Here is a 26903-nt window from a genome sequence, read left to right as displayed (position 1 = left end):
TTTGCAATAATGAGTTATATTGCACGTCTGTTCTAACTTTTAGGACATTTGCTGTAGTTTGAATTTTCTTCGTTATAGGATCTTATGCTAGAGTAGTATAAAGTAGAGCAATAAATCTACTTACATTGCTCTTGAAATAGCTCATGATGAATTCTATACATGACTTGAGCCTCATAAACATACACAAAAAATAAATAGCCTTCGATCTCGCATATTCATTTGGCGACATCGAAGGCTATTCATCTTATCTATACGCTATTTACTAAACAGTGCATGGGTATGAGTTAAATCATATATGAGCTAAATCATGTAATACAACTCATATGTATGCGAAACGCACGTAACGAAGGGAAGGAAATAAGGGGAAAGGGCGACTTTTGAGCACGGGAATCTACATTCCCTCCTACTCCGTAGATTCCTGTGCGATACGGGAGCCCGTCCCCTTATTCCTTCCCGTAGTGGTGCATCTCCCACAACCCATGTTTACATACACCGCCATTAAAATATATCTTCGTACATTTAAAACAGCATACTATAGTTAATTCTGATTCACTACCGCGCTAAAACATACATAATTTGATACGAATACGTTTAAATTGTAATCACACTAAACTACAATTCCATATACTCGTCTTATCCCAACGCCACGTCCAATACCATCATCACGGTAAATCCGATCATCAAGCTCATGGAAGCGAGGTCTTTATTACCGTTTTCCTGAGAGCCTGGAATGACTTCTTCGGCAACGACGAAGATCATAGCACCAGCGGCAAAGCAGAGGGCATAAGGTAATAATGGGGTAACAAGTGTGACAGCGAGAACGCCGATCACGGCAGCGATCGGCTCGACCATACCGGATAGCTGACCGTAGAAAAAGGCTTTACGACGGCTCATGCCTTCGCCACGCAGAGGCATCGATACGGCAAGTCCTTCCGGAAAGTTTTGAATGCCGATACCGATAGCCAGCGCGATAGCTGCGGCCAGCGATTGACCGGAGGTGCCATTGGCGACAGCACCGAAGGCGACGCCAACCGCTAAGCCTTCCGGTATATTATGTAATGTAATCGCAAAGACGAGCAGGGTGCTACGGCGTCGATTACGCGTCCCCATACCTTCTGGTGCATGTCCATCAGTCGTCGGATGCAGTGTAGGGTGGAGGTGGGGAATCACTTTATCCGCTGTCCACAGAAACAACCCACCCAGCATAAAGCCGATCGCTGCCGGAATCCAGCCGGGAAGCGAGCTGTTTTGCTCTGCCATTTCCAGTGCAGGTGCGATGAGCGACCAGAAGCTAGCTGCGATCATCACACCTCCAGCAAAGCCGAGCATACTATCGAATACCTTCTGATTCAGCTTTTTCGATGTGAATACTAGCGCTGCTCCGAGTGCAGTCATTCCCCATGTGAACAGAGTGGCGAGAAAAGCTTGGAGCATCGGCGACATGCCTGTAAAAAATTCAACCATATGTACAATCACACCCCTGTCCTTTGGCTAAAAGTAATCACTTATTAGTAATAGATTGCTGTATCGAAAAGCAGTATGGCGGTCTATATCACAGTTATAATGAGCAATCGTTTTTTCAGCGACAAGTAATCTAATGTATCGTAGCTTCTCCAGTTTACCTGTTCCAGCCTATACTATGTATACATTGTAAAATAAAACCTCCATACCCATTACACCTCTCATTATACTCTGAAAACCTCTCATCACCGCAGTAGAGATTTAATCATTTATTGGCTGCGCCATTATGCTCCATCTCTTACACCGACATAACTGAAAGCGCCATCCAACGATAAATTTGTGACTTCAATCACTTTTTGTCACTTTTTGTTTGATTTTTAGATATATTTAGTGATAAAAATCACAATCGACGAGTAACATTTTTGCGAAACTAGGAATAGATTTTGGCGGGCGGCAGTATACATACAGGATTCATGCTTGCGACCGCAAACCAGATAGCTTACTCAATAATTTAGGGGAGAAAGGACGTATTCGTATGGATGTTATTATGTTGTCACGCATTCAATATGCGCTTACAACGGTGTTTCACTTTTTCTTCGTTCCGGTGTCGATCGGTCTTGTACTGCTCGTAGCCTTACTGGAAACGATGTATGTGATCACGAAGAATGAAGAGTACAAAGTATTGACAAAGTTTTGGGGGAAGCTGTTTTTAATTAACTTTGCCGTTGGGGTGGTCACCGGGATTTTACAAGAGTTCCAGTTTGGGATGAACTGGTCGAACTATTCACGCTTTGTCGGAGACGTGTTCGGCGCTCCGTTAGCGGTAGAAGCTTTGCTTGCTTTCTTTATGGAATCGACCTTTATTGGGCTATGGATTTTCGGCTGGGAGCGTTTATCGAAAAAGGTACATCTAGCGTGTATATGGCTCGTCGCACTTGGAACGATGCTGTCGGCGCTATGGATTCTAGCAGCCAATTCATTTATGCAGCATCCAGTCGGCTTCCAGATGAACAATGGACGTGCGGAAATGAATGATTTTCTGGCGCTACTGACTAACGGTCAGCTACTGGTGGAATTCCCGCATACCGTGTTTGGTGCGTATTTGACCGGTGCATTTCTTATGGCAGGAGTGAGTGCGTATAAGCTGCTGCGCCGTAAGGATGTACAGTTGTTCCGTAAATCGTTCAAAATCAGCATCATCGTGGGACTGATCTCCTCGCTGATCGTTGCTTTTAGCGGTCACGATCAAGCGCAATATCTGGTACAAACACAGCCGATGAAGATGGCAGCCGCCGAGGGCATCTGGCAAACGACACCGGAAAAGGCACCATGGATGTTATTTGGTGGTATCGATACGGACAGTCGGAGTAATAGCTATGAAGTGAATTTTCCACTCAACGGATTATTAAGCTATCTATCCTATGGCAAATTCACCGGCTCTGTTACGGGCATGAATGAGTTACAGGCACAATATGAGCAGAAATATGGAGCTGGTGATTATATTCCTCCGGTGAAAACGACCTTCTGGAGCTTCCGCTTTATGGTTGCAGGTGGTGGATTATTGATTCTGCTATCGCTGTATGGAGCATGGATGCTGGCGCGTCGCAAAATGGACAGCATGCCACGCTGGTATCTGTGGGCGATGACGTATGCAATTGCATTGCCGTTCATCTCCAATACGACAGGCTGGTTAATGACGGAGGTTGGACGTCAGCCGTGGTCAGTATTTGGTTTGATGACCACAGCGGATAGTATATCGCCGAACGTATCGGCGGGCTCGGTATTATTTTCGATCATTACATTTACGCTTATCTATTCAGTGCTTGGTGCGGTGATGGTGTACCTGTTCGTGAAGGTGATCAAAAAAGGGCCACGAGATGAGCAAACTCATCATGATCATCACGGAAATGATCCATTTGAAATGGAGGAATTGAAGCATGCTGTCTCTTAATGAGCTGTGGTTTGTATTAATCGCTGTGCTGTTTGTGGGCTTCTTCTTTTTGGAAGGCTTTGACTTTGGTGTAGGCATGTCCACACGCCTGCTGGCACGCACGGATGGGGAGAAGCGATTGCTGATCAATTCGATTGGCCCATTCTGGGATGGTAATGAGGTGTGGTTGCTGACTGCGGGTGGTGCCATGTTTGCGGCTTTTCCAAACTGGTATGCTACGCTGTTTAGCGGATTTTACATTCCATTTGTCGTGCTACTACTGGCACTGATCGCGCGCGGGGTTGCCTTTGAATTCCGTGGTAAAGTCGGCCACCGGACATGGACAGCGGTATGGGATTGGTGCATCTTCCTCGGAAGTCTGCTGCCGCCGCTCTTATTCGGCGTTGCCTTTGCAACGATGCTCAAAGGGCTACCTATTGATAGCGATATGCAGATGTACGCTGGCTTCTTCGATGTGATCAATCCGTATTCGCTCGTTGCTGGCTTAACAACGGTCGTGCTCTGTCTGCTGCATGGATTAATGTTCTCTGCATTACGCACAACAGGACAGCTGCGTGAGCGTGCTCATGCACTGGCACATAAGCTGATGATTCCGCTGGCGGTGTTATTCGTGCTAACGGCTGTGCTGACAGCGGTATATACAGATGCATTTCGTGTGCGTGGAGCGGTATTAATCGCGATGGCAGCGGTAGGCGTGGTGCTATTCGTACTGGCAGGCTATTTTATTTCCAAACGTCGTGAAGGCTGGGCATTTGGCATGACAGGTGGACTGATTGCGCTGGCGATCTCGGGTATCTTTGTTGCTCTGTTCCCACGCGTGATGGTGAGTTCACTTGGAGCAGCGTACGATCTGACGGTATACAATGCTGCTTCTGGGCCCTATTCACTCAAAGTCATGACGATCGTGGCGCTAACGCTGTTGCCATTCGTGCTTGGTTATCAGATTTGGAGTTATTTTGTTTTCCATAAGCGTCTGAATGAAAAGACACATCTGGAATACTAGGCAGTTAGAGATGGGAATGTAAGCAGGTTGGATTGTGAATGGTAAGGTATCGATAACCGTTGAATGATTGGAAAATGAGCAATTTTCATGCCAGTAGATCAATGGATGGAACCCTACTTCATGACTTGTCTATGCGCAATGTAGCTATAACGCGATGTACCACATGAATGAGGATATATCACAAGAATGAAAATGTACCACAAGAAATAAAGTGCTATATCAAGTGAAGATCAAACAGATAAAGCAAAAATATAGAGGGAGCTGGAGCGGTATGGGCAAGGATTTATGGAAGCTAGCGGGCATCAGACCGGTGATGGTCATAACCGCTGCGCTGACGATCGTACAGACGATTGTGATTGTGATGCAATCGGTGTGGCTGGCGCAGGCGGTAAGTGGGCTGTTTTCCGGTGATACGATTCAAAGCCAGCTCGGTCATATCGGTGGCTTTGGATGTGCGCTGATTGCTCGTCAGCTCTTGTCCATGCTGCTGCAAAAGCTCGCTTATGATTTTGCCGAGCGAACGGGACAGCAGCTACGGAGGGCGCTAATTGATAAGCTATTTGCGCTTGGCCCACGATATGCGATGGGACAGGGGACAGGCAATCTGGTCACACTCGTACGTGAAGGCATTGGTAAATATCGTACGTATTTGGAGCTGATCCTTCCACGGATGCTGTCCAATGGGCTAACACCGCTTTTAATCGGATTGTATGTGCTTCGGTTAGACTGGCTATCGGCAATCATTTTAGGACTGGTATTTCCAATTCTTATTGCGTTTATGATCCTGCTCGGGCTGGCAGCACAAAAGCAAATGGATCGGCAATGGGCAACCTATCGTGTATTATCGAATCATTTCGTTGATTCATTACGCGGGCTGGAGACGCTTCGCTTTCTCGGTCGCAGTCGTGCGCATGCAGCGACAATCGGGCGTACGAGTGAACAATATCGCAAAGCAACGATTGGTTCGATGCGTGTAGCCTTTCTATCTTCATTTGCACTCGATTTCTTCACGATGCTCTCGGTTGCATTTGTAGCTGTAAGTCTCGGCTTGAGACTTGTACATGGTGAAATGCTGCTGGAGCCAGCATTGACGATTCTGATTCTGGCACCTGAATTTTTCGTGCCGATTCGTTCATTAGGTGCTGATTATCATGCAACGATGGATGGTAAGGAGGCAGGCGAGGAAATTCAGCGTATTATGCAGCAGCCGATACCGGGGCAGTCGCTTGAGCATCCTATCACATGTAGTGAATCGACTGCTATCGTAAGGGATGCTTCATCAGGCGCTACCCTATGGAATGAGACAAGCACACTGGTCATTCAAGATGTATCGATCCACTATGGACAGGACTCAGATATGAGCTTAACAGAGGCTACGAATCGATCAGATCCTTCTATTTCGGCAAATAAAGCGCATCTTTATGAACAGCATCTTCCACAGCAAGCTGTACAAGCTACACATCAATCAGCTACTACAATCCAATCCGGTACTTTAGCTGTCTTAAAGGATCAATATACCGCATTATCAAATGTATCCTTCACCTGGCAGGGCTACGGCAAAATTGGCATTATCGGTGCAAGTGGAGCAGGTAAGTCAACACTGATCGATCTGCTGGCAGGCTTTCTTATCCCTGACGCGGGTACAGCTAGCTGGCATCCTACACAGGGATATGGAGGAGCGCTACATCATACAAGCTGGCGTACAGGAGCAGCCTATATTCCGCAGCATCCGTATCTATTCAGCGGTACATTACGCGATAATATTGCGCTATATGAACCGCAGGCGACAGATGAAGAAGTGCTTGAAGCCATGCAGCGTGCAGGTCTGGGTAAGCTGCTTCAATCGTTACCACAGGGTCTGGACGAGCAAGTCGGTGAAGGTGGACGCATGCTGAGTGGTGGGCAGGAGCAACGCGTTGCGCTCGCACGAGCTTTGCTTGGGCAGCGGCATGTACTTTTACTGGATGAGCCAACTGCACATCTGGATATCGAAACCGAGTATGAGCTGAAGCAGACGATGCTGCCTTTATTTGCGAATAAACTCGTCTTACTCGCTACGCATCGACTGCACTGGATGACCGATATGGATTGGATTATCGTGATGGATCAAGGACGGATCGTAGAGCAAGGCACGCATGCAGGATTATTGCAGCAGGGTGGCTTGTATTGTAGCTGGATGAACGAACAATGGGAGGGAAGCGCATGAGTCGTGGCGGCTGGATTATTCCGTATATCAAACAAAATAGCCTGCGTTTCGCTGGTATTATCGCGCTCGCAGCACTTACCTTATTATGTGCATCCATGCTGACGTTCACGTCGGGCTACCTGATCTCCAAAGCTTCATTACGTCCAGAAAATATACTGATGCTATATGTACCGATCGTAGGCGTGCGTACCTTCGGTATTGCTCGTTCCGTACTTCGTTATGTGGAGCGTCTGCTCGCTCACAGTGCGGTATTGCGCGTACTATCTGCTATGCGTGTACGCCTATATAATCAGCTAGAGCCGCATGCACTGCGATTACGCGGTCAATATCGTACAGGTGACTTACTTGGCGTTATGTCTGACGATCTGGAATCACTGCAAAATGTGTATGTACGCACCATTTTCCCAGCCATAGCGGCATTGATCGTTTATGGTGTACTGATTGGTCTGTTAGGCTGGTTTGATCCTGTCTTTGCAGGTATAATCGCGCTCTATGTATTGGTACTGGTAGCCGTTGTTCCTTTTGGCTCCTTATACATCAGTCGTAAATGGCAGCAGCAGCTCAAGCAGAAGCAAGCGAAGCTATACAGCCAGCTTACAGATAGCGTGATGGGGCTGGGCGATCTACTCATTAGCGGACGGCAGCATGAATTTGCCGAGCGCTACGCCGAACAAGAACGCGATGCAGCTCAGTATGAGCGCAAGCTGAGTCGACATAAACGGTATACTGCCCTCGTACTACAAACGGTCGTTGGCCTCATCGTTACACAAACGGCAGTCTGGGCAACCGGACAGGTGGCAGATCGCAGCATGGAGGCAACATTGCTGGCTGCCTGCGTACTCGTGATGCTACCGCTTACCGAAGCCTTTTTACCGATGACCGATGCGATTCAGCGTATTCCGTCATATGGTGAATCGGTAGCACGATTGGACAAGCTGAATGATGAGTGGAATGAAGGATCAGCAATGCCAGCAATGCGGAGCGATAGCGTTGCGTCTCCATCCGCTATAGGAGCGATCCAGCAAGTCCAATCTATAGCTTCAATATCAGCGCGATCTACATCTTCCATTCAAATGCAGCAGGTACAATACACGTATCCGGGTCAACATGAACCTGCCCTGCGTAATCTGAATCTAACGATTGAGCAAGGGAAAAAGATTGCGATTATCGGGCCAAGTGGTGCTGGCAAATCTACATTACTCAAGCTCATTCAAGGCGCCTACGAGCCAGCAAGCGGACAGGTACTGCTTCATGGTAAGCCGGTTGCTCAGTGGGCACAGGACATTCACCGATTCATCGCGGTACTGAATCAGAAGCCGTATCTGTTCGATACAACGCTACTTAACAATGTGCGTCTCAGTCGTCCAGAAGCTACAGCCGAGGAAGTTCAGCAGGCGATGCAGGCTGCCAAACTATCTAAGCTCATCGCAGCTCTGCCTCTTGGATACAACACACCGATGCAGGAAGCAGGGCGCCGCTTCTCCGGTGGAGAACGACAGCGGATTGCACTTGCTCGTGTATTGCTACAGCAGACACCTATCGTTATTCTGGATGAACCTACAGTGGGACTGGATTCAACTACAGAGCGTGAGCTACTGGATACGATATTAGGTAGTCTGGGCGACAAAACGATGATCTGGGTCACGCATCGATTGGTACGCGCGGAACAGATGGATGAGATTGTGTTTATCGATGAGGGTGAGATCATTATCCATGGATCACATCAGCAACTGTACGCGACATCTGAGCGGTATCGGCAGTTGTATCGTATGGATCATCCAATGATGGCAGACAGGGTGGAGCAGGAAGAGCGCTATGTGGTGCATGCTTGAGAGTACTTGAGAGTAGTGGTAATAGTAATGGAAGTCATGGATAAGTGATATTCCAGCTCTGGATATGAATCGGCTGGAAGCTAAGTAAGCATATCGTCTTCTGAACGATTATTAATTGTAGTTGTAGCATGTACAATATGATTCATGCTCATGATGATCAATAGTTCTATTTCGATGCGATATTATATTATGATTAATCAGCAGTATGTGTCGGATGAATAGGGCACATACTGCTGTTGCTATATAGGAATCAATCGCAGAAAATAATGCAGTATGAGTATGAGTATGAGTATGAGTATGAGTATGAGTATGAGTATGAGTATGAGTATGAGTATGAGTATGAGTATGAGTATGAGTATGAGTACACTTTTAAAAATGAAATATGGTCGCCCCTTTTTGAAACGTTTATGTGGGAGCTACTAGTAATTGGAGAAGCAACTGACATTTGTGCTACAATACATCCAATATATACACATTTCAAGCTAAGATGAGGTGGGAATATGTTGCATCTAAATCAACCGGAAATGATCGAGCGCTGTACTACGGCGCGTGGGGAATTGAAGTTGCAGCGTCGAAGTAACGATTATGAGATTATTAGCAATGGTACATTCCTTATGGCTACATATAATGGCGAGTCTGAGCGTCTGCTGGTAGACAGTGCAGTCGATGCATGTGCAAAAGAAGGCTGTCATGTGTTGATTGGTGGGCTGGGCGTCGGTTACTCGCTTGGTGCGGCAGTCCGTCATCCACTCGTTGGAGCGGTGACGGTAATTGAGATCGAAGAACGAATTATCGCATGGAACCAGCGCGAGCTTGCGCCCTTTTCTGGCAACGCGCTTGCTGACCGGAAAGCATCGGTGATTCATGCTGACTTGCTGGAATGGTTGCCACAGACAACCGAGCGCTTCGATGTAATCTGTCTTGATATCGATAATGGCCCGGATTGGACGGTATTCACTTCTAATAATGGCCTGTACGAGCAAAATGGTCTGGAGCTACTGCATGACCGATTAAAGCCCGGCGGTGTAATTTCATTTTGGAGTGCAGCTCATTCGGAAGCGTTTCAGACTCGTTTGGAAACTATATTTGATCATGTACAGATGATTGGTGTGAAGCAGCCTGATCGTCTGGAAGATGATGTGGTGTATATCGCTTCGCGGCGGTGAGGGGTTTGGATTAGATGTAGTATTGGCTTGGGATCGAAATAAAGGTTGGTAAACGGAAAGGTGCTTTTGCAATATGCATGTGGGGACGCCAATTATTGGCTTTAATAGCATTGTTTTAATGCAGGCAAACAGCCAATACAGCACCATCACGCAGGTCAAAGCATCTACAATAGCAATCATGGAGGCGGTCAAGCCCTCGCTCGACGGCTTCAACCGGAGCGTAAAAGATTTGAGATTCACACATAGTATCTTGTAATCAGAAAGCTTAGTATAGTCGATCTGCATTTTGACCCCTTTTACAAAAACATTAGTTCTTGTATGGGCTTAGATTATGTATTTTGTAGCTTAGATATTTATACATCAAAAAAGCGCTTGACAGTAAGACTATCAAAGCGCTTTTTTGTTTAACTATTAGTTTGCATAAACTTGAACAGTAGCACTTGCCTTTGAGGCTCCTACAACTTTAGCATAAACAGCATAGGTTCCTTCTCCAATAGAACCAAAATATAAGCTGCCTGTTGGAGAACTGCCTCCTCTTTTACCGCTTAAAGATTGTGTGGCTACAATTCTACCACTCTTTGTCTCTCTAATTTGATAAGTCATCGTAAAAGTTTGAGTACCACTAGCAGCATTTTGATCTACTGAAAAAGAAACAGGACCGTTAAGCGCTGTGAAAATGGCATACTGTCCACCTAATTGTGTATAGCTTGTACCAACATTACTAGAAGATAATGTTGGATATGCTTTTGCCACTATATTTTGCTCAGATTCTGTTGAAGCAGCTGACATAGAAGGAATGCTAAAAGAGAAAGCTAACACAGCAGCAGATGTAAACAAAGCAACTTTTTTTAAAGTTCTTAAAGATAACGTTTTCATAAATGCCTCCTAAGTAATTAATTAGTATGTACATGTACAACCCAATAATAACATATATAATCTATCTAATTCTAATTATTACAATAAAATACATATTATGTACACAATATATAAAAAAATAACCATACCAGATATATTGATATACTGCTTCAGCTTTAAATTTGTAAACTGTAATTTTATAATAGTAGATAGATTTGAGGATTAGTATTTTACTTGTCTTCAAGTTTTTCTTTTTAATCCTTCTTTTACACAATAGTGTAGGCCAGATATCCATTGCTATTTACGCCATAACAAGAAAAAAAGTAGAATAGCAAGTATAGATATACTTTCAACAGCATATATATATGGTAAATATCTATTAATTCATCATGGGACAATTTTATTCAAAAATCACTTAAAGGAGACTGTAATGGATTGGATATTGGATGTTACAACCTATGCTAAAATATATAGGGATCGAAAAGCACTTATCGAAGGTGTAATAGACACCTTGTTGTCTGAACTGATTGCACAATCTTCTGTATTTATAGATTATAATTTTAAACAAATCGAAGTTTCTCCTATGACTTGGCAAATAGAAGTAGAAGTTGATACGGTAGGTAAAATTCTTTTTGATATTTCCTATAGTGATATTAGAGACGAACAAACCGATAAATTCCCTGGATATATAAGATTACCTAATGTTCTAATTGAAGTTATTACCAATTCTATAAAGGAATCATTGAGACCATTTTAGTATTACTTCATTATGGTACTGGCTCATGGCTTAAAAGTCTGTGCTACTTACCATACAGAAGTGAATAGCCGTGCTGCTAAAAATAATCATTTTATTAAAATTAACAGTTAACTCTATTTATATCTCTACATAATTCATAGTTGCAGCCCTCTAACCTATCTTTTATACTAAACACATGAATAATTGCTCATATGTTAAAATAAAACACCTACAAAGGAGCTGATCCCCTTGTCATCCCATACCACGAACAACCACAACCATAATCACCCACACGATCAAGACAATGACCACAATCACACACACTCAGGCAAAGGCACACATAAGCACAGCCATAGCCACGGTCATGGCGGTCACAGCCATTCTCATGCCCACACAAGCAACAAAAAGTCGCTCACCCTTGCCTTTTTCCTGATCGCTGGCTTCATGATCGTGGAGGTTATCGGTGGCTTTGTTACGAACAGTCTTGCTTTGCTTTCTGATGCCGGGCATATGCTGAGCGATGCGGCGGCGCTGGGGCTTAGCTTGCTGGCAATGATCTGGGGACAGCGGAAGGCAAGTAATAGTAAAACGTACGGCTACAAGCGCTTTGAAGTGCTGGCTGCCTTTATTAACGGGATTGCCCTCGTTGTGATCTCACTGTACATTTTCTGGGAAGCTTTTCAGCGGTTTAGTCAGCCACCAGGTGTAGCCAGTACAGGGATGCTGATCATTGCGATCATCGGACTGCTTGTGAACATCGCGGCGGCGTATGTATTGATGAAGGGTGAGGGAGCGTCTAGCAATCTTAATATGCGCAGTGCGTTATTACACGTCATGGGCGATATGCTTGGCTCGGTAGGGGCAATCGCAGCAGCGCTACTCATTATGGCATTCGGCTGGAACTTGGCTGACCCGATTGCCAGTGTGATCGTTGCGGTACTCGTATTGATTAGCGCGTACCGGGTGACACGAGATTCAGTGCATATTTTGATGGAGGGTACGCCAGTCGATATCGATACCACACAGATGACAGCCGATCTGCAAGGCATCGAGCATGTGCTCGGTGTGCACGATCTGCATGTATGGTCGCTCACCTCGGAGCTTCCGCTGCTGAGCTGCCATCTGCGCATTAGCGATATGTCGCAAGGAACGGCTATTTTACAGGCAGCACGTACACTGCTGCAAGGACAATACGGCATTGGACATGTCACGATTCAGCTTGAAACGCCAGAGATCGCTTGTACCACCAATGAGCATTAGATGAGTGATCATCGACCACAAGAAAAGCTCCAAAGCATGGATGAACCGTGCTTTGGAGCTTTGTTGTGCATAACTATACTTTTTAGCGGCTATCCCTATAACATAAGCCGCTTAATTATGATTCAAATGCTGATACGTTTGCTTGAAAATCTCTTCTACATGATAATCATCCAGCGAATAAAATACCGTTTTGCCTACCTTACGTGGCTTCACGATACGCATATTGCGCAAATATCGCAGCTGATGGGAAACAGCGGATTGTGTCATATCCAGCACTTCGCATATATCGTGCACACACAGCTCCTGTTGGAGTAGCGCGTAGATCAAGCGCACCCGTGTCGGATCACCCAGTGCTTTGAACATTTCTGCCATCGATAAAGCCGTATTGTCGCTGACCAGCTCCTGCTTGATACGAGCAAGTTCCTGCTGTGAAGCTTCATTAGCATTCAGGCAGTGGCCACATTCTTCAATCAAGGCTTCCTGCTTCACGAAAATCACCTTCCTCGTATAACGTCGTAATGTAATTATACCAAAAATCGTTGTGATTACGAATAGCGGATTTTTTTAAAGTTTAATTTAAAATAAAAGAATAGGGAAGACGTTCAGTATTTCAAATGTTCACGAGCAAGGCTTACTGGATAAGCGAAGCTCGCCTGTTCTAAAAATAAAATGCCTTCAGCCCATCCCGTTCTAATTCTTGTCATTCATCTTGTAGCACTGATAATGATATCGGGCAAAATAACAGAAAATTAGGACATTGCTATCTTTTATCGAATTATAAGTATATTCTTATATTAAACTGTGACGATACGCCGCCAATTATGTACAATCAGATCATATTAGCCTGCGGCTGCTGTACGATATTCTTACAAATGACTGGAGTATCGACCTGGATCAGCAGTAGTAAATGGTTGATGATTGATCCTGCTCTGTAGCATCAGAGTAACTGGGAGGAAGCACAATGAAAATGGAAGTCGCCGCATCGGCAATGCATCATATAGAGGAAGTAGCCGAGCAAATGAAGCTACTCGGAGATAAAAATCGCCTGATGATGCTTGCGCTGTTACAGGAACGAGAATGGTGCGTGTGTGAGTTTGTAGAAATTTTTGATATTTCGCAGCCGGGTATCAGCCAGCATATGCGCAAGCTCAAATCCCATCGGATCGTAAAGGAAGAGCGTCGTGGTCAGTGGGTCTATTACTCGCTCAATATTGAGGATAAGCCACATATTCAAGCTGTGCTTCGTCATCTGCCTGCGCGAGAGGAGTTACTAAGTAACTTTGATAAGTTTGTCAGTTGCGGTCAGAGTGAACCGTCCTCGTCTGCGAATAATCCTACTGTCTAACGTATATGACAACCGGTTAACTTTTTGCTCTATCGTTTGTATTGTAGATCTCCGCAGGCACAGTCACAGGCTTGGTCTGTACGACTATGCCTGCTATATACTCGAAAATCATAATAATTTTAACATTGCTGATTCAAGGCAGTGCATTTAGGATGTAAATAATAGCATAGTGTATGAAGTGTGCAGTCTCCTTTAAACGGATAGACGCATTTCAAGCATTATGCGGTATACTTGAACTTGCCTGCATGATCGTTTGGATGATCGGGTAATTTCAGGCTGATAAAATAGCAAATAATAGCAGGTTTTGAGCATGAGGATTTGAAGCAACATGTCATACCCTATGCTTGCTGGATGACTAAGCTGGATGTACACAGTGTTAGCTAAAGCATACATGGAAGAGTGACAGATGATCTGGAGGATGTCAACGTGGTAGTAACTGTACTTGCAATTGTGATTTTTGTATTGACGCTAACGCTGGTGATCTGGCAGCCGCGTCAATTGTCGATCGGCTGGTCGGCGTGTGGCGGTGCCGCTGTGGCGCTATTGACCGGTGTGGTCGGCTGGCAGGATGTGATCGATGTAACCGACATCGTCTGGAATGCGACGCTTGCCTTTGTAGCGATTATTATGATCTCGCTCGTACTCGATCGGATCGGCTTTTTTGAATGGGCTGCTCTTCATATGGCGCGCTTGTCACATGGCAACGGGGTGCGGATGTTTATTTACATCTCGGTGCTTGGAGCGGTCGTATCGGCATTATTCGCGAATGATGGTGCCGCGCTTATTCTCACCCCAATCGTACTCGCTATGGTGAGAGCGTTAAAGCTGGAAGAAAAGTATGTGTTTCCATTTATTATCGCAGGTGGCTTTATTGCGGATACGACCTCATTGCCACTGACGGTGAGTAATCTGGTGAATATCGTATCGGCGGATTATTTTGGCGTGACGTTTATGCAGTATGCTAGCCGGATGCTGGTGCCGAATCTATTTGCACTGGCTGCAAGTATTGGCGTGCTGTATATATATTTCCGCAAAAGTATTCCACGTACCTTTGACGAAAGTCAGCTCAAGCCTCCGGTAGCGGCGATTCGTGATCCGAAGCTGTTTCGATTATCGTGGTGGGTGCTGGGCTTGCTGCTGATCGGATACTTTGTAAGTGAATTTTTGAAAATTCCGGTGTCGGTCGTGGCAGGTGCGATTGCGATTTTCTTCCTGATTATGGCGAATCGTAGTACGGTTGTACAGGCGCGTGAGGTTATTCGTAATGCACCGTGGGCGATTGTCTTTTTCTCCATTGGGATGTATGTCGTTGTGTATGGTCTGCGTAATGCTGGACTGACCGAGATTCTGGCAAACTGGATTCAGGCATTTTCGGCGCATGGACTATTTGCGACCACGATGGGTATGGGCTTCATGACAGCGATCCTGTCTTCGGTAATGAACAATTTGCCGACCGTGCTGATTGGGGCGCTCTCGATTCATTCGTCTGGCGCACAGGGCATCATTCAGGAGGGGCTAATCTATGCGAACGTGATCGGTTCCGATCTGGGGCCGAAAATCACACCAATCGGTTCACTCGCGACACTGCTATGGCTGCATGTGCTGGGCAATAAGGGCATTCGCATCTCATGGGGAACGTATTTCCGAATTGGCTTAATTTTGACGATACCGACGCTGTTCTTCACACTGCTAGGCCTGTATGTATGGCTACTGATAGTCGGGTAACAGTACACGGTTGATGGGATAGTCAGTGGGGGAACAACTTCGCAGGCATAAGATGATGCTAGCTATTAGCTTCAATCCTGAATTGCATCGTTGCGAATGAAAATATTGTCAAATGCAGGACAAGATGCTAAAATCAGTCCAATATCAAATGCGATGAAGAGAAGAGTAGAGCAACACGCGTCTTTCTAACAGAGAGCTCCGGTAGCTGAAAAGGAGCAAAGACCCCTTGCTTGAAACAAGCCTCTGAGCAGCGCATCGGAACCGTATAGCGGGGATGGTGCGACAGGAGCTCCTGTTACAGAGCCAGGGTATAACCGGCATAATTGCTTGTATCAATGGCATATGACGGCGTACTTGAAAAGACGGCTACAGTGATGTAGTCGTGAACTGGGGTGGCACCGCGATCATAATCTCGTCCCCAAGACATTCGTCTTGGGGGTGGGATTTTTTTGTTGCTTTGAACGAAACGGGCGAGCTACAACACGTCTGAATGAAAGCTCAATGATGATCACAGGAGGCTACGTCTATGACGACTATACACACCAATGAAAATTTTATAAGCCGAATCATTCGGGAGGATCTGGAGCAAGGCGTATTCAGTCGCGAAATGGCGACTCGCTTCCCACCTGAGCCGAATGGATATTTGCATCTTGGCAGTGCCTTTGCCATTACAACGAATGCCGGGCTTGCTGAGCAATTTGGCGGAACCTTTCATCTGCGGATGGATGATACGAATCCGCTCAAGGAGGATCAGGAGTATGTGGATGCTATTGTGCGCGATATGGAGTGGCTCGGCTATGAGCCACCACTGCATTACGGCTCCGATTATGGCGAGCAATATTATGCGGCTGCACAACGTTTGATTCGGAATGGCAAAGCGTATGTATGCGATCTGTCGCCAGATGAGATGGTTCGATATCGAGGCACTTTAACGGAAAAAGGGACGGATAGTCCGTATCGTGAGCGTAGTGCCGAACATAATCTGCAATTATTCGAAGACATGCGTAACGGAAAATACGAAGCAGGCGAAAAGGTACTGCGTGCGAAGATCGACATGGAATCATCGAACATAACGTTGCGCGATCCCGTATTGTACCGCATCATTCATGCCCCGCATTATCGTACAGGCACGATGTGGTGCATCTATCCGATGTATGATTTTGCCCATCCGATTCAAGATGCGATCGAGGGCATCACACATTCGCTCTGCTCGATTGAGTTCAAGGAGCATCGTCCACTCTATGAATGGGTGCTTACAGAGCTGGATGTGAGTGAGCCGCCGAAGCAACGCGAATTCGGTCGTCTGAATATTACAGGAGCGGTGACGAGCAAGCGTTATTTACGTGAATTAGTTAGTGGAGGGCATGTCGATGGTTGGGATGATCCACGGCTACCCACACTACAAGGCTTACGCCGCCGCGGCTATACACCGGAAAGTATTCGTACCTTTTTTGGTGAAATCGGTATGATCCGTACAAGCAGCACCGTCGATATCGGTATGCTGGAGCATGCTGTTCGTCAAAATCTTAAACCGCGTGCAATTAGCGCTATGGTCGTCCTCAAGCCACTCAAGGTAGTCATTACCAACTATCCTGAGCATCATATCGAATGGCTAAGCGTCGAAAATAATGCTGAAAACGAAAGTCTCGGAGAGCGTAGCCTCCCATTTGGACGTGAAATCTGGATTGAGCGAGAGGACTATATGGATGTTCCTGAACGCGGCTTTCACCGCCTTTCCCCAGGTGTGGAGGTAAGACTCAAAGGAGCCTATTTTATCGGCTGTGAGCATGCCATCTATAACGAAAAGGGCGAGCTTACTGAGCTACACTGCACGTATGATCCTGAAACGAAAAGTGGTAGTGGCTTTAACGCTCGTAAAGTAAAATCGACCATCCACTGGGTAGAAGCGACACATGCCGCTGCTGTTGAGGTACATCTGTATGACCGATTACTGCTAGATGAAGAAGCGGCTGATCCAACAACCGATACGATCAACTGGGCTAACCGAATCAATCCCCATTCACGCCAAATCATCACTCAAGCCTTTGCTGAGCCAGCCCTGAGCCAACCAGCAGCCAACACCCACTACCAATTTCTGCGGCATGGCTATTTTTACGAAGACAGCCGCTACAGTCAAGCAGACCATCCAGTCTATAATCTGGTCGTTTCGCTAAAGGATTCGTGGAAGGGGGGTAAAGGTAGTAAGGATGTTAAGAGCAGTAAAGGTAGTACGAATAGTGAAGGCAGTAAAGACTAATGATCATAAACTAATAACGATGATCAAACAGTAATGAATCATGTAGGAATGACACTATACAATGAACAACGCGAATAATGGAACTAGTAATCAAAATCGGACAAGCTGATGCTTATTGTCTATCGTGTAATGATTAATCGCAAGCACATTCCAATAGCACATAGGCGAGGTTCATTCCCAATAATTGGCTTATAAAATAGGGTTTAATAATACTATGCGATTTTGGATAGCTACTATTTTGTGTTGCATACCGCATGAAGTATAATAACTGTTTACCTATTTTAGAAACGATATTGCTCAGCTAATATTTTCATAAGCCGTTTGCAACCTATATTACTGGACTTGATACAAACAAACTAAAAAGCAAGCAAGCTTGAACCTCAAAAAGTCCTGTTCTCATTAGAACAGGACTTTTTTTAGATTCACAATGATACTTTAAGTCGTTATAAAGCACGAATTTGGAAATTTTAAAGGCTTTGAATTTGAAATACGGCAATCCGCTTCTAAAGAAGCGAGAATCTAGCTTCATTCCAAATCCAATAGATTCCTGCCGATTCACTTGGCTATCACTCCACTTGAATGATTCCTTTATTGCTTGCCAGAGCAGAGCGTCTCTCATACATACTTCACCCGTCACAATTTACAGAAATTCCTCACCGTATTCTTTTGACAACCAACTCCAACAAGACTATACTGGTAATAACATATGAACAATTACTCATGTATTAATTTTATAAATTACGTAATGTATAAACCTACTACATTCGTTTAATTCAATCCACTATCCAATCTAAAGGAGGTAACCACCATGAGCCAATCCACCGCATTAAGCAAGCGTGAACTTACACTAGATGGGCTACACTGTGCCAATTGCGCTATGAAAATAGAAAATGGTGTCGGCAAAATTAAAGGCGTGTCATCGTGCTCCGTCAATTTCGTCAACAAAACACTTACGCTTGAAGCCAACGAAACAGAGGCCGAGCATATTGCTGGTGAAGCGATGCGAACCGTGAATCGCATCGAGCCTCATATTCGTGTCCGTATCAAGCCAGTACCGGCAATCGGTAAAGTAGCCAGCACATCAACACAGGCTACTTCTGATTCAGCTCTCACAGGTCAAGCTGCCGCATCATCCGCAGCAGCTAGCGGATATACTTCAACATCGAATGCACACACAAAACATGCAGATCACCAGCATGAAGACGCCCACGAACACGACCATGCGGGTCACACGCACAGTCATGATGGAGGACATCAGCGCAAGCTACTGTTCCGTTTACTCGGTGGTGGAGTGTTCATGGCAGCAGGCTTGCTATTGCCGATGCCACCTGTATTAGAGCTATCTGTATTTCTACTCGCATATATTATCGCAGGTGGCGATATCGTATGGCAGGCGCTGCGTAATATTGCGCGCGGTCAGGTGTTTGACGAGTATTTCCTGATGTCCGTGGCGACGATTGGTGCTTTTGCGATCGGACAGTATCCAGAAGGTGTAGCGGTTATGCTCTTTTATCAGCTGGGTGAGATGTTTCAGGGCGCGGCGGTGGAGCGTTCACGTCGCTCGATTGCGGAGCTGATGAATATTCGCCCCGATTATGCCAATGTGCAAACGGCTGAAGGCATTCGTCAGGTATCGCCAGAGCAGATTCGTATCGGTGATCGGATCGTTATTCGTCCGGGGGAAAAGGTTCCTTTGGACGGGATTGTCGTTGAAGGCAGCTCGATGCTGGATACATCAGCATTGACGGGGGAGTCTGTACCGAGAGAAGCGAAGGAAGGCAGCGAGGTGCTGGCTGGCTTTGTTAATAAAAATGGCGTACTCACGCTGGAGGTTGAGCGTATTTTCAGCGAGTCGTCTGTATCGAAGATTTTGGAGCTTGTCCAAAATGCAAGCAGCAAAAAGGCACAGACAGAAAAGTTCATCACCCGTTTTGCCCGTTACTACACACCAGCAGTCGTTATTATTGCGACATTGCTGGCGATTGTTCCACCACTGCTTTTAAATGGAGCGACCTTTAGTGATTGGATTTATCGTGCGCTTGTGTTCCTGGTCATTTCCTGTCCATGTGCACTGGTTGTTTCGATTCCGCTGGGCTTTTTCGGTGGTATTGGTGCCGCATCCAAGAACGGTATTTTGATCAAGGGTAGTAACTATCTGGAAGCATTGAATCATGTAAAATACGTTGTATTTGATAAAACAGGTACGTTAACCAAAGGAACGTTTGCTGTTACGGCTATTCGTCCAGCGACAGGATTTACCGAGGCGCAACTGCTCGACATCGCTGCACATACCGAGCTGCATTCCAGTCACCCGATTGCGGAGTCGATTCGCAATGCGTATCAGGGAACATGGAATGAGGCGCGTGTGACGGAATATAGTGAAGCAGCAGGGTATGGGATTGAAGCGAAGCTGGATGGACAGCAGGTGCTAGCAGGGAATTATCGCCTGCTCGAACGCGAAGGCATTGAGGCAGTACCGGATTCGTCGGGTGGAACCGTGGTTTATGTGGCAGTGAATGGTACGTTTGCCGGTACGATCGTCATCTCTGATGAGGTGAAGGGCGATGCAGCAGCTGCCATTCATCAGCTCAAGCAGCAGGGCATCCGCCGTGTCATTATGCTGACTGGAGATACTCGTCAGACAGGTGAAGCGGTAGGTAGACAGCTTGGTGTAGATGAAGTACATGCCGAGCTGCTCCCTCAGGATAAGGTTATGCAGCTGGAGCGCCTGGACGCGCTACGGGCACGCGGTGAGAAGATTATTTTCGTAGGTGACGGTATTAATGATACACCGGTGCTAGCACGCGCGGATATCGGCGTAGCAATGGGAGGACTGGGCTCGGATGCTGCGATTGAAGCAGCCGATGTGGTCATTATGAATGATGAGCCATCACGCTTGCCTGTAGCGATTGAGATTGCTCGCCGCACACGGCGTATCGTATGGCAAAATATAATTTTCGCGCTCGGTGTGAAGGCTGTGTTTCTATTGCTCGGTGCGTTCGGAATTGCGACCATGTGGGAAGCAGTATTCTCCGACGTGGGTGTGACACTGCTTGCGGTATTGAATGCAATGCGTGTATTGCGGTTTGACAGCTCGCGTATGAATAGGCTTGTAACGTCGCCTGCGCGTGACAAACGAGCATCAGCTATATAAGAGTAATAAAAACAATAAAACAAGCTGATCTGCATCCAACCCGTGTACATTCAATGACCATGACTGGTTTGATGTACAATTCGACCTTCCAACATTCATATCTTCTATTTTAAAGAAAAGCTCCTACATCATTCATCGATGAAGGAGCTTTTCTTTATGGAAATATTTTATGAAAAAGCAGTACAATGTTACAACAGAATTGTAAACAAATACTTCCTGTAACGGCGAACCAATACCAGATAGAACTATTTTTTACACGGATCGATTAGTCCAATAGATGGGGATATCATCCTTTTTTAACAATATACACATATAAATAGAGCATAAAGACTATGAATGAGGAATTATTTTTAACATTTTACAAATATATCATGTCATATATACAATGAAATCAAATTTGAAACTGGTTCTTTTTAACCAAAATTCGACAATTTATATATTCGCTTATTAGGACTTTTGTGTTATTATTGGTTTAAAATATTCACTACCTTATATAAGTGATACAGAGGCGAAGCAATAGCATGTGTTCGCAATCGGACTTCATTTGTAGACGGCAATGCAGTTAATACGTTTTATAGATACAGTTGTCCGGGCGTATAAGATGGGGTCTTTCGGGCATGTTATAACTAGGGGGAATACAATAATGAAACTGCAAAATTATATTTTTGCTAATCAGTATCTGGATGTTCAGGATGACGAAGGCAATATGTTCGTCGGTCGCGTAGAAGCCTTCGATGAAGAGGCGATCACGTTAGCTGATATTACACGACTTGATCATATCTCCTCAGCGAACGAAAAGCTACCACTGAGCGAAATGATGAAAAAAGAAGTGTTTGCCTTTTTTATAGGCAATAATAAGATGAAATACCAGTTCCGCACGAAGATTACACGGGCGAACACCGATCAATTTCAGATTCATTTGAAAAGCCCGGCTGTAGAGGACATTATTAAAATTCAAAACCGTGATTATTTGCGAATCAGCTCGTCACTTCGCTGTGATCTCAACGTATCAGAGATGGACGAAGAGCTAAAATTGCAAATTTACACGCATGATATTAGCGGCGGTGGACTGTCCTTTTATAGCCGTCAGCCGATCGAATATAACAAGTATACAGGCACACTCTATCTGTATAAAGGGGATAACGAGCTGCCATTGCCTTTCAAGGCTGATCTCGTGTATATGAACCAGGTGGATGACCAGCGTTACAAGATTGCGCTCAAGTATAGTGATATTAAGGAGCAGCATCGTAACCATATTATTCGCTATGCGATTCAAGAGCAGGTTCGCTTCCGCAAATAAGCTTCTACGGCTATAAATGTGAGCCTTGGTAGCACACTCTATCCTTTTCACTCAATCTCATATTTTATTATATTATCCAGCTTTATCCTGTTATACCTTCCGGTGTAGCAGGATTTTTTGTGTTTAAAAAGGCATCGCAAATACGTAAAGTTGCGAAAGTGTAGAATGACTGGTAGTCTAAAATAGGTCTTATGTGCGCAAATACGGAAATGTACCTATATTCCATAGGGAATCCATTGCGACGATATTTGACAAACGTACCCAAAATGCTTTAAGGTGATAAAAGTTACAAAATTTTAATAAGTGTTTCATTTTCACTCAAGTCATATACCGACCAAATAAATGAAACGGATTCATGTTGACGTTCTGGACACGATATTATTTTTGCAGCGGGTGGTCACCTACGGGATTGGGCAATACATATTGATGTCAGTACCCTGGACTCCTTGAAATCAACTCCGCAAGCACCGAAGGGAGAAGTATTTTTTTGAAGAAAACGATATTGTCTCTGCTGGCTGCTGCTGTCATCTGTACGGCACAACCAACCGGCGCCTCAGCCAGCACAGCAACATTTAAAAGCGAAATTAAAACCCAGGCTTCCAAAGTAATGGGTACACCGTATGTAATGGGTGGAACAAGCACACGAGGCTTTGACTGCTCTGGCTTTACCCGCTATGTGTACAAAAAGATGAACAAAACATTACCGCGTACTGCTCGTCAGCAGGCTCATATCGGCAAGGCTGTATACAAAGGCAATCTGTCGATCGGCGATCTGGTCTTTTTTAACACGATGGGCTATGGCATCTCGCATGTCGGCATCTATATCGGGAATAACAAATTCATTCATGCAGCAAGCAGCTCCGGTGTAACGGTGAGCAGCCTGTCTGAATCGTATTACAAAAAGCGCTATGTCACCGCACGACGCGTTGTGAATTAAAGCAAGCATCAGATGAACAGGAAAATGAATGCAATCCTTTTTCCTTCATTAGTACAGGCATGTGAACCTGCTTGTTGAATTATGATTTGAAATAGTCTACTGAATTAAAATGACCAGTCGAAGGAGCATCATCGATCACCTTGAACATTATGGATTCAACCGTATAAAAGCGTGCAGAACTCTACAGGGGAGAGGCTGCACGCTTTATTTGTGTTGTATTGATGATCTGGTTATATGGCATCCGCGCCAGTAAAATTATTTAAATGAATAGATTATGACCTGCACGATCGGCTTGACCGAGATAGTAGCCGACACCGGCAATTTTGATACCATCGATCAATTCCTCATGGCGAATCCCCATCACATCCATCGACATCTGACATGCGACCATCTCGACGCCTTGCTCGGATGCACTGCGGATCAGATCCTCCAGTGAAGCGATATTTTGATTCCCCATAATGCCGCGAATAAGCTTTGGCCCGATGCCCAGCATATTCATTTTCGATAAACCGAGTCGCTGACTGCCACGAGGCATCATCATCCCAAACATGCGGCTGATCATATTTTTCTGGATCGGCATCGGCTCTGATTTGCGCAAAATATTCAAGCCCCAGAAGGTGAAGAACATCGTTACCTTACGACCGCTTGCAGCAGCGCCATTAGCGATGATAAAGGACGCAATAGCTTTATCCAGATCACCGCTAAACACAACCATGGTGCTAGCTGGATCTGCGGTAGGAAGCTGAGCTGCACTACCATCCGTTTGCTCCTTGGGCATCTTCGCCAGTGTCGCCTCAATCGTACCGCCCTTACCACGATCAAGTTGAACGAGAGTATGACCGGACATTTGCGACCATGCCTTCACATCCTCATAGAATCCAGGATCTGAAGCAACCACGTGTAACTGATCGCCATCGGTCAATCCATCCATCTTCTGCTTCACCTGAATGAGTGGACCCGGGCAGCTCAAGCCGCATACATTAAGCTCGTGTGTAGTAGCAGGTGTAGGTAATGAAGCTGGCTGGTTGTCTGTCATAGTGGTTGCAGAGCTAGTTGTCACTGATGATGTCGCTGTATTCGTTAGCGTTGCTGAATGGCTTGCCTCATCAGCAGTTAATACAGCAACTGATGAAGGGCTGCTGGTGAGCGTGTGCAGAGCTGTAGCTCCTGTCATCGGAGCAGCAGACAAGGCAGCACCCGCTGTAGCATTTGCTGAAGGTGTAGACGGATCAGAGTCTGGGAAGGAACTGACTGGTTGAAATTGTGCCTGCTTGTACGTTTTATAGCCACCGCTCAGATTTTTTACCTGATATCCATGCTGTGCCAAAATACGCGAAGCAGTATAACCACGCAGTCCTACCTGGCAGTACACCAGATATTCTTTATTGCGATCAAGCTCATGCAAGTGATCGCGAAGCTCATCAACTGGAATGGAGAGCGAGCCTGGAATATGTCCATTTTCATGCTCGATCGTACTGCGTACGTCTAACAATTGCTGGGTGGCTGGATCGTACTGTGCCACCTGATCATACGTAAATACGGATGTTCGTCCAGCAAGTACATTTTCCGCAGCATAGCCAGCAATATTCACCGGGTCCTTAGCTGAGGAATAAGGAGGGGCATAGCTTAGCTCCAGCTCGGTCAAATCCGAAACGGTGCCGCCAAAGCGAATCGCCACCGCAATATCATCAATTCGCTTATCCACGCCTTCATAGCCAACAGCCTGTGCTCCTAGAATCCGACCATCATTTGCAAATAGCAGCTTGAGCATCATCGAGCTTGCACCTGGATAATACGATGCATGAGAGCTAGGATGCACGATAATGGATTGATAGCCGATGTTATGGCGCTTTAGTGTTCGTTCATTGCTACCTGTAGAGGCGGCAGTCAGGTCGAATACTTTAATAATCGATGTGCCCTGAGTTCCTTTATAAGTAGAAGGAATGCCTGCGATCTGATCGGCAGCGATCCGTCCTTGTTTATTGGCAGGGCCAGCTAATGGAATGGCTGCTGGTGTATTGGTGATCAGGTCGAGTACTTCAATCGCATCACCAACCGCGTAAATATGAGGGATATTCGTCTGCATCGCTTCATTTACAATAATATGCCCGCGTGTACCAAGTGCAATTCCTGTTCCTTGCAGGAAAGCTGTATCTGGTGTAACGCCAATCGCCAGAATGACCATATCTGCTTCTAATACACCACTTCCAAGCTGAACACCAATGCCGTTGGCAGGCGATGTGAAGCCCTGTACGCGCTCAGATAGGACAAGCTTTACACCATGCTGCTCTAATTGTTGACCGAGTGCAGCCGCTAGCTCGGGATCATACGGAGTGAGCACCTGAGGATTGCCCTCAACAAGTGTCACATCAAGTCCGGCTTCACGCAGATTCTCTGCCATCTCTACACCGATAAAGCCACCACCGACGACGATAGCCGAACCGCCCGCGATACGCTGTACCTGTTCCTTCACACGATCAATATCTTTTACATTACGAACTGTATACAGTAAGGGATGATCATGACCTGCAACATCAGGAATGATCGGACGTGCACCCGGTGATAGGAGAAGCTCATCATAGGATTCGGTATATACGCCGCGTTCACTACTATTCACAGTGACTGTGCGTGCATTCGGGTCGATCGATACGACTTCACTTTCAGTGCGAACATCGATACGGAAGCGATCGGACATGCCCTGCGGAGTCTGTACGAGCAGACGTTCACGATCAGCGATCGAGCCGCCTACATAATAAGGTAGACCACAGTTGGCAAAGGAAATATGCGGACCTTTTTCAAACAAAATAATCTCTGCTTGCTCATCCAGACGACGTAGACGGGCAGCAGCAGACGCTCCGCCTGCTACACCGCCAACAATAACAACCTTTTTACTCATGCTCACAATCTTCCTCTCCTAATAAAATAGTAACAATATGTGCGATACGCTCATTAGCCAGAATATAATTGACCTCAAGACCATTGCGTTCGGTAGCAACAATGCCTGCGCTGCGTAGCTTTTGCAGGTGTTGGGATACGGTAGATTGCGGCATATCCAGACATTCCTGCATAAAGGATACATTGCATTTCTTCTTACGCATCAGCCCACGCACGATACAGAGTCGTACCGGATGAGATAAAGCTTTGAGTAGATTCGCAGGTTCGTCGTATTGCTTCATATTCTTCATATCAAAAATTTTAGTTTCCAAATGTAAAGCTCCTCTCTAAATCCTAATATCGTAATATTACGATATTAGGATTATGTAGTCAAATGTTTTGTTTTTTTGCTGTGAATCGTTTACGATAGATGTCTATCATGAGTAGCAGAATGCATCAAGTAGCAACTGGTTGCATTTCCCAAAAAGTGTGCTATACTAAAAATATCTTAAATTAATAATTATTTAATTCGAGATATTTACCAAGCAGTTGCCTCGGGCTCTCTGCGAAGGAGGAATAACAATGATGATCAAAAGCTTAACCCGTATTAATGAACTCGCTAAAAAACAACGTGAGCAGGGCCTGACCGATATCGAAAAAGAAGAACAGCATGTACTGCGTCAGGAATATCTGCGTGAAATCCGTGGCCAGGTGCTTCATACCTTCTCCCGTCTGACTGTAGTGGATGCGGAAGGTAATGATGTAACGCCAGAGAAGCTGAAAAACGATAAAGAAAATGGTTTTCTGATCGAATAATACAGGTTGAACCCTATAAAGTTGG

At 45.5% G+C, this 26903-nt stretch carries 19 protein-coding genes and 1 other annotated feature; of the genes, 14 read left to right on the top strand and 5 right to left on the bottom strand.

Annotated elements, in window-relative coordinates; genetic code table 11:
• Positions 1 to 633 precede the first annotated feature (633 nt).
• Positions 634 to 1464, bottom strand: a complete 831-nt coding sequence (locus IEX62_RS20085) for a ZIP family metal transporter (RefSeq protein WP_188777599.1) — start codon at positions 1462 to 1464, stop codon at positions 634 to 636.
• Between the two features lie 532 nt (positions 1465 to 1996).
• Here IEX62_RS20085 and IEX62_RS20080 point away from each other — a divergent pair.
• From IEX62_RS20080 to IEX62_RS20060, 5 genes are all read left to right on the top strand, one after another.
• On the top strand, positions 1997 to 3412 hold the full coding sequence (locus IEX62_RS20080; RefSeq protein ID WP_188777595.1) for a cytochrome ubiquinol oxidase subunit I: 1416 nt from the start codon (positions 1997 to 1999) through the stop codon (positions 3410 to 3412).
• Complete coding sequence (cydB, locus tag IEX62_RS20075; RefSeq protein WP_188777593.1) at positions 3399 to 4415, top strand: cytochrome d ubiquinol oxidase subunit II; 1017 nt, start codon at positions 3399 to 3401, stop codon at positions 4413 to 4415. Before IEX62_RS20080 ends, cydB begins: the two co-directional genes overlap by 14 nt.
• A 271-nt stretch (positions 4416 to 4686) precedes the next feature.
• Entirely contained in the window at positions 4687 to 6621 is a 1935-nt protein-coding gene (locus IEX62_RS20070) for an ABC transporter ATP-binding protein/permease (protein ID WP_188777591.1), read from the top strand.
• Entirely contained in the window at positions 6618 to 8453 is a 1836-nt protein-coding gene (gene cydC / locus IEX62_RS20065) for a thiol reductant ABC exporter subunit CydC (RefSeq protein WP_188777589.1), read from the top strand. The genes IEX62_RS20070 and cydC overlap by 4 nt, the downstream gene beginning before the upstream one ends.
• Positions 8454 to 8953: 500 nt before the next feature.
• Positions 8954 to 9619, top strand: a complete 666-nt coding sequence (locus IEX62_RS20060) for a spermidine synthase (RefSeq protein WP_188777587.1) — start codon at positions 8954 to 8956, stop codon at positions 9617 to 9619.
• 411 nt (positions 9620 to 10030) lie between these two features.
• On the opposite strand, the gene IEX62_RS20055 is transcribed toward IEX62_RS20060, so the two are convergent.
• Entirely contained in the window at positions 10031 to 10495 is a 465-nt protein-coding gene (locus IEX62_RS20055; protein ID WP_188777585.1) for a hypothetical protein, read from the bottom strand.
• Between the two features lie 409 nt (positions 10496 to 10904).
• Between IEX62_RS20055 and IEX62_RS20050 the strand changes: the two genes are divergently transcribed.
• A complete protein-coding gene (locus IEX62_RS20050) occupies positions 10905 to 11231 on the top strand; it encodes a hypothetical protein (protein WP_188777583.1) in 327 nt (108 codons plus the stop codon).
• Between the two features lie 222 nt (positions 11232 to 11453).
• Entirely contained in the window at positions 11454 to 12470 is a 1017-nt protein-coding gene (locus tag IEX62_RS20045; RefSeq protein ID WP_188777659.1) for a cation diffusion facilitator family transporter, read from the top strand.
• 111 nt (positions 12471 to 12581) lie between these two features.
• On the opposite strand, the gene IEX62_RS20040 is transcribed toward IEX62_RS20045, so the two are convergent.
• A complete protein-coding gene (locus IEX62_RS20040) occupies positions 12582 to 12941 on the bottom strand; it encodes an ArsR/SmtB family transcription factor (RefSeq protein WP_373289170.1) in 360 nt (119 codons plus the stop codon).
• Positions 12942 to 13458: 517 nt separating this feature from the next.
• Here IEX62_RS20040 and IEX62_RS20035 point away from each other — a divergent pair.
• The 6 genes from IEX62_RS20035 to IEX62_RS20010 all read left to right on the top strand — a co-directional run bounded on the left by IEX62_RS20035 (position 13459) and on the right by IEX62_RS20010 (position 23188).
• Entirely contained in the window at positions 13459 to 13815 is a 357-nt protein-coding gene (locus IEX62_RS20035; protein WP_188777654.1) for an ArsR/SmtB family transcription factor, read from the top strand.
• Positions 13816 to 14241: 426 nt separating this feature from the next.
• Complete coding sequence (locus IEX62_RS20030) at positions 14242 to 15540, top strand: arsenic transporter (protein WP_188777581.1); 1299 nt, start codon at positions 14242 to 14244, stop codon at positions 15538 to 15540.
• Positions 15541 to 15684: 144 nt separating this feature from the next.
• Positions 15685 to 15963, top strand: a binding site (T-box leader).
• 103 nt (positions 15964 to 16066) lie between these two features.
• Entirely contained in the window at positions 16067 to 17797 is a 1731-nt protein-coding gene (locus IEX62_RS20025) for a glutamine--tRNA ligase/YqeY domain fusion protein (protein WP_188777579.1), read from the top strand.
• Between the two features lie 808 nt (positions 17798 to 18605).
• Positions 18606 to 20951: a heavy metal translocating P-type ATPase gene (locus tag IEX62_RS20020; protein ID WP_188777577.1), complete on the top strand. Its 2346-nt coding sequence runs from the start codon at positions 18606 to 18608 to the stop codon at positions 20949 to 20951.
• 643 nt (positions 20952 to 21594) lie between these two features.
• Positions 21595 to 22251 (top strand): flagellar brake protein, encoded by a 657-nt coding sequence (locus tag IEX62_RS20015; RefSeq protein WP_188777575.1) that lies wholly within the window; start codon positions 21595 to 21597, stop codon positions 22249 to 22251.
• 487 nt (positions 22252 to 22738) lie between these two features.
• Complete coding sequence (locus IEX62_RS20010) at positions 22739 to 23188, top strand: C40 family peptidase (RefSeq protein ID WP_188777573.1); 450 nt, start codon at positions 22739 to 22741, stop codon at positions 23186 to 23188.
• Between the two features lie 259 nt (positions 23189 to 23447).
• Here IEX62_RS20010 and IEX62_RS20005 read toward each other — a convergent pair whose 3' ends face one another.
• Together IEX62_RS20005 and IEX62_RS20000 are read right to left on the bottom strand one after the other, a co-directional pair.
• Positions 23448 to 26084 (bottom strand): FAD-dependent oxidoreductase, encoded by a 2637-nt coding sequence (locus IEX62_RS20005; protein ID WP_188777571.1) that lies wholly within the window; start codon positions 26082 to 26084, stop codon positions 23448 to 23450.
• Entirely contained in the window at positions 26077 to 26373 is a 297-nt protein-coding gene (locus IEX62_RS20000; protein WP_188777652.1) for an ArsR/SmtB family transcription factor, read from the bottom strand. The genes IEX62_RS20005 and IEX62_RS20000 overlap by 8 nt, the downstream gene beginning before the upstream one ends.
• Before the next feature lie 274 nt (positions 26374 to 26647).
• On the opposite strand from IEX62_RS20000, the gene IEX62_RS19995 reads away from it, so the two are divergent.
• Positions 26648 to 26878, top strand: a complete 231-nt coding sequence (locus tag IEX62_RS19995) for a DUF896 domain-containing protein (RefSeq protein ID WP_188777650.1) — start codon at positions 26648 to 26650, stop codon at positions 26876 to 26878.
• The last annotated feature ends 25 nt before the right edge of the window (positions 26879 to 26903 follow it).

The organism is Paenibacillus hunanensis (assembly GCF_014645615.1).
Classification (GTDB): Bacteria; Bacillota; Bacilli; order Paenibacillales; family Paenibacillaceae; genus Saccharibacillus; species Saccharibacillus hunanensis.
Note: the sequence above shows the minus strand (reverse complement) of the source record. Positions and strands in the feature narration are given on the sequence as shown.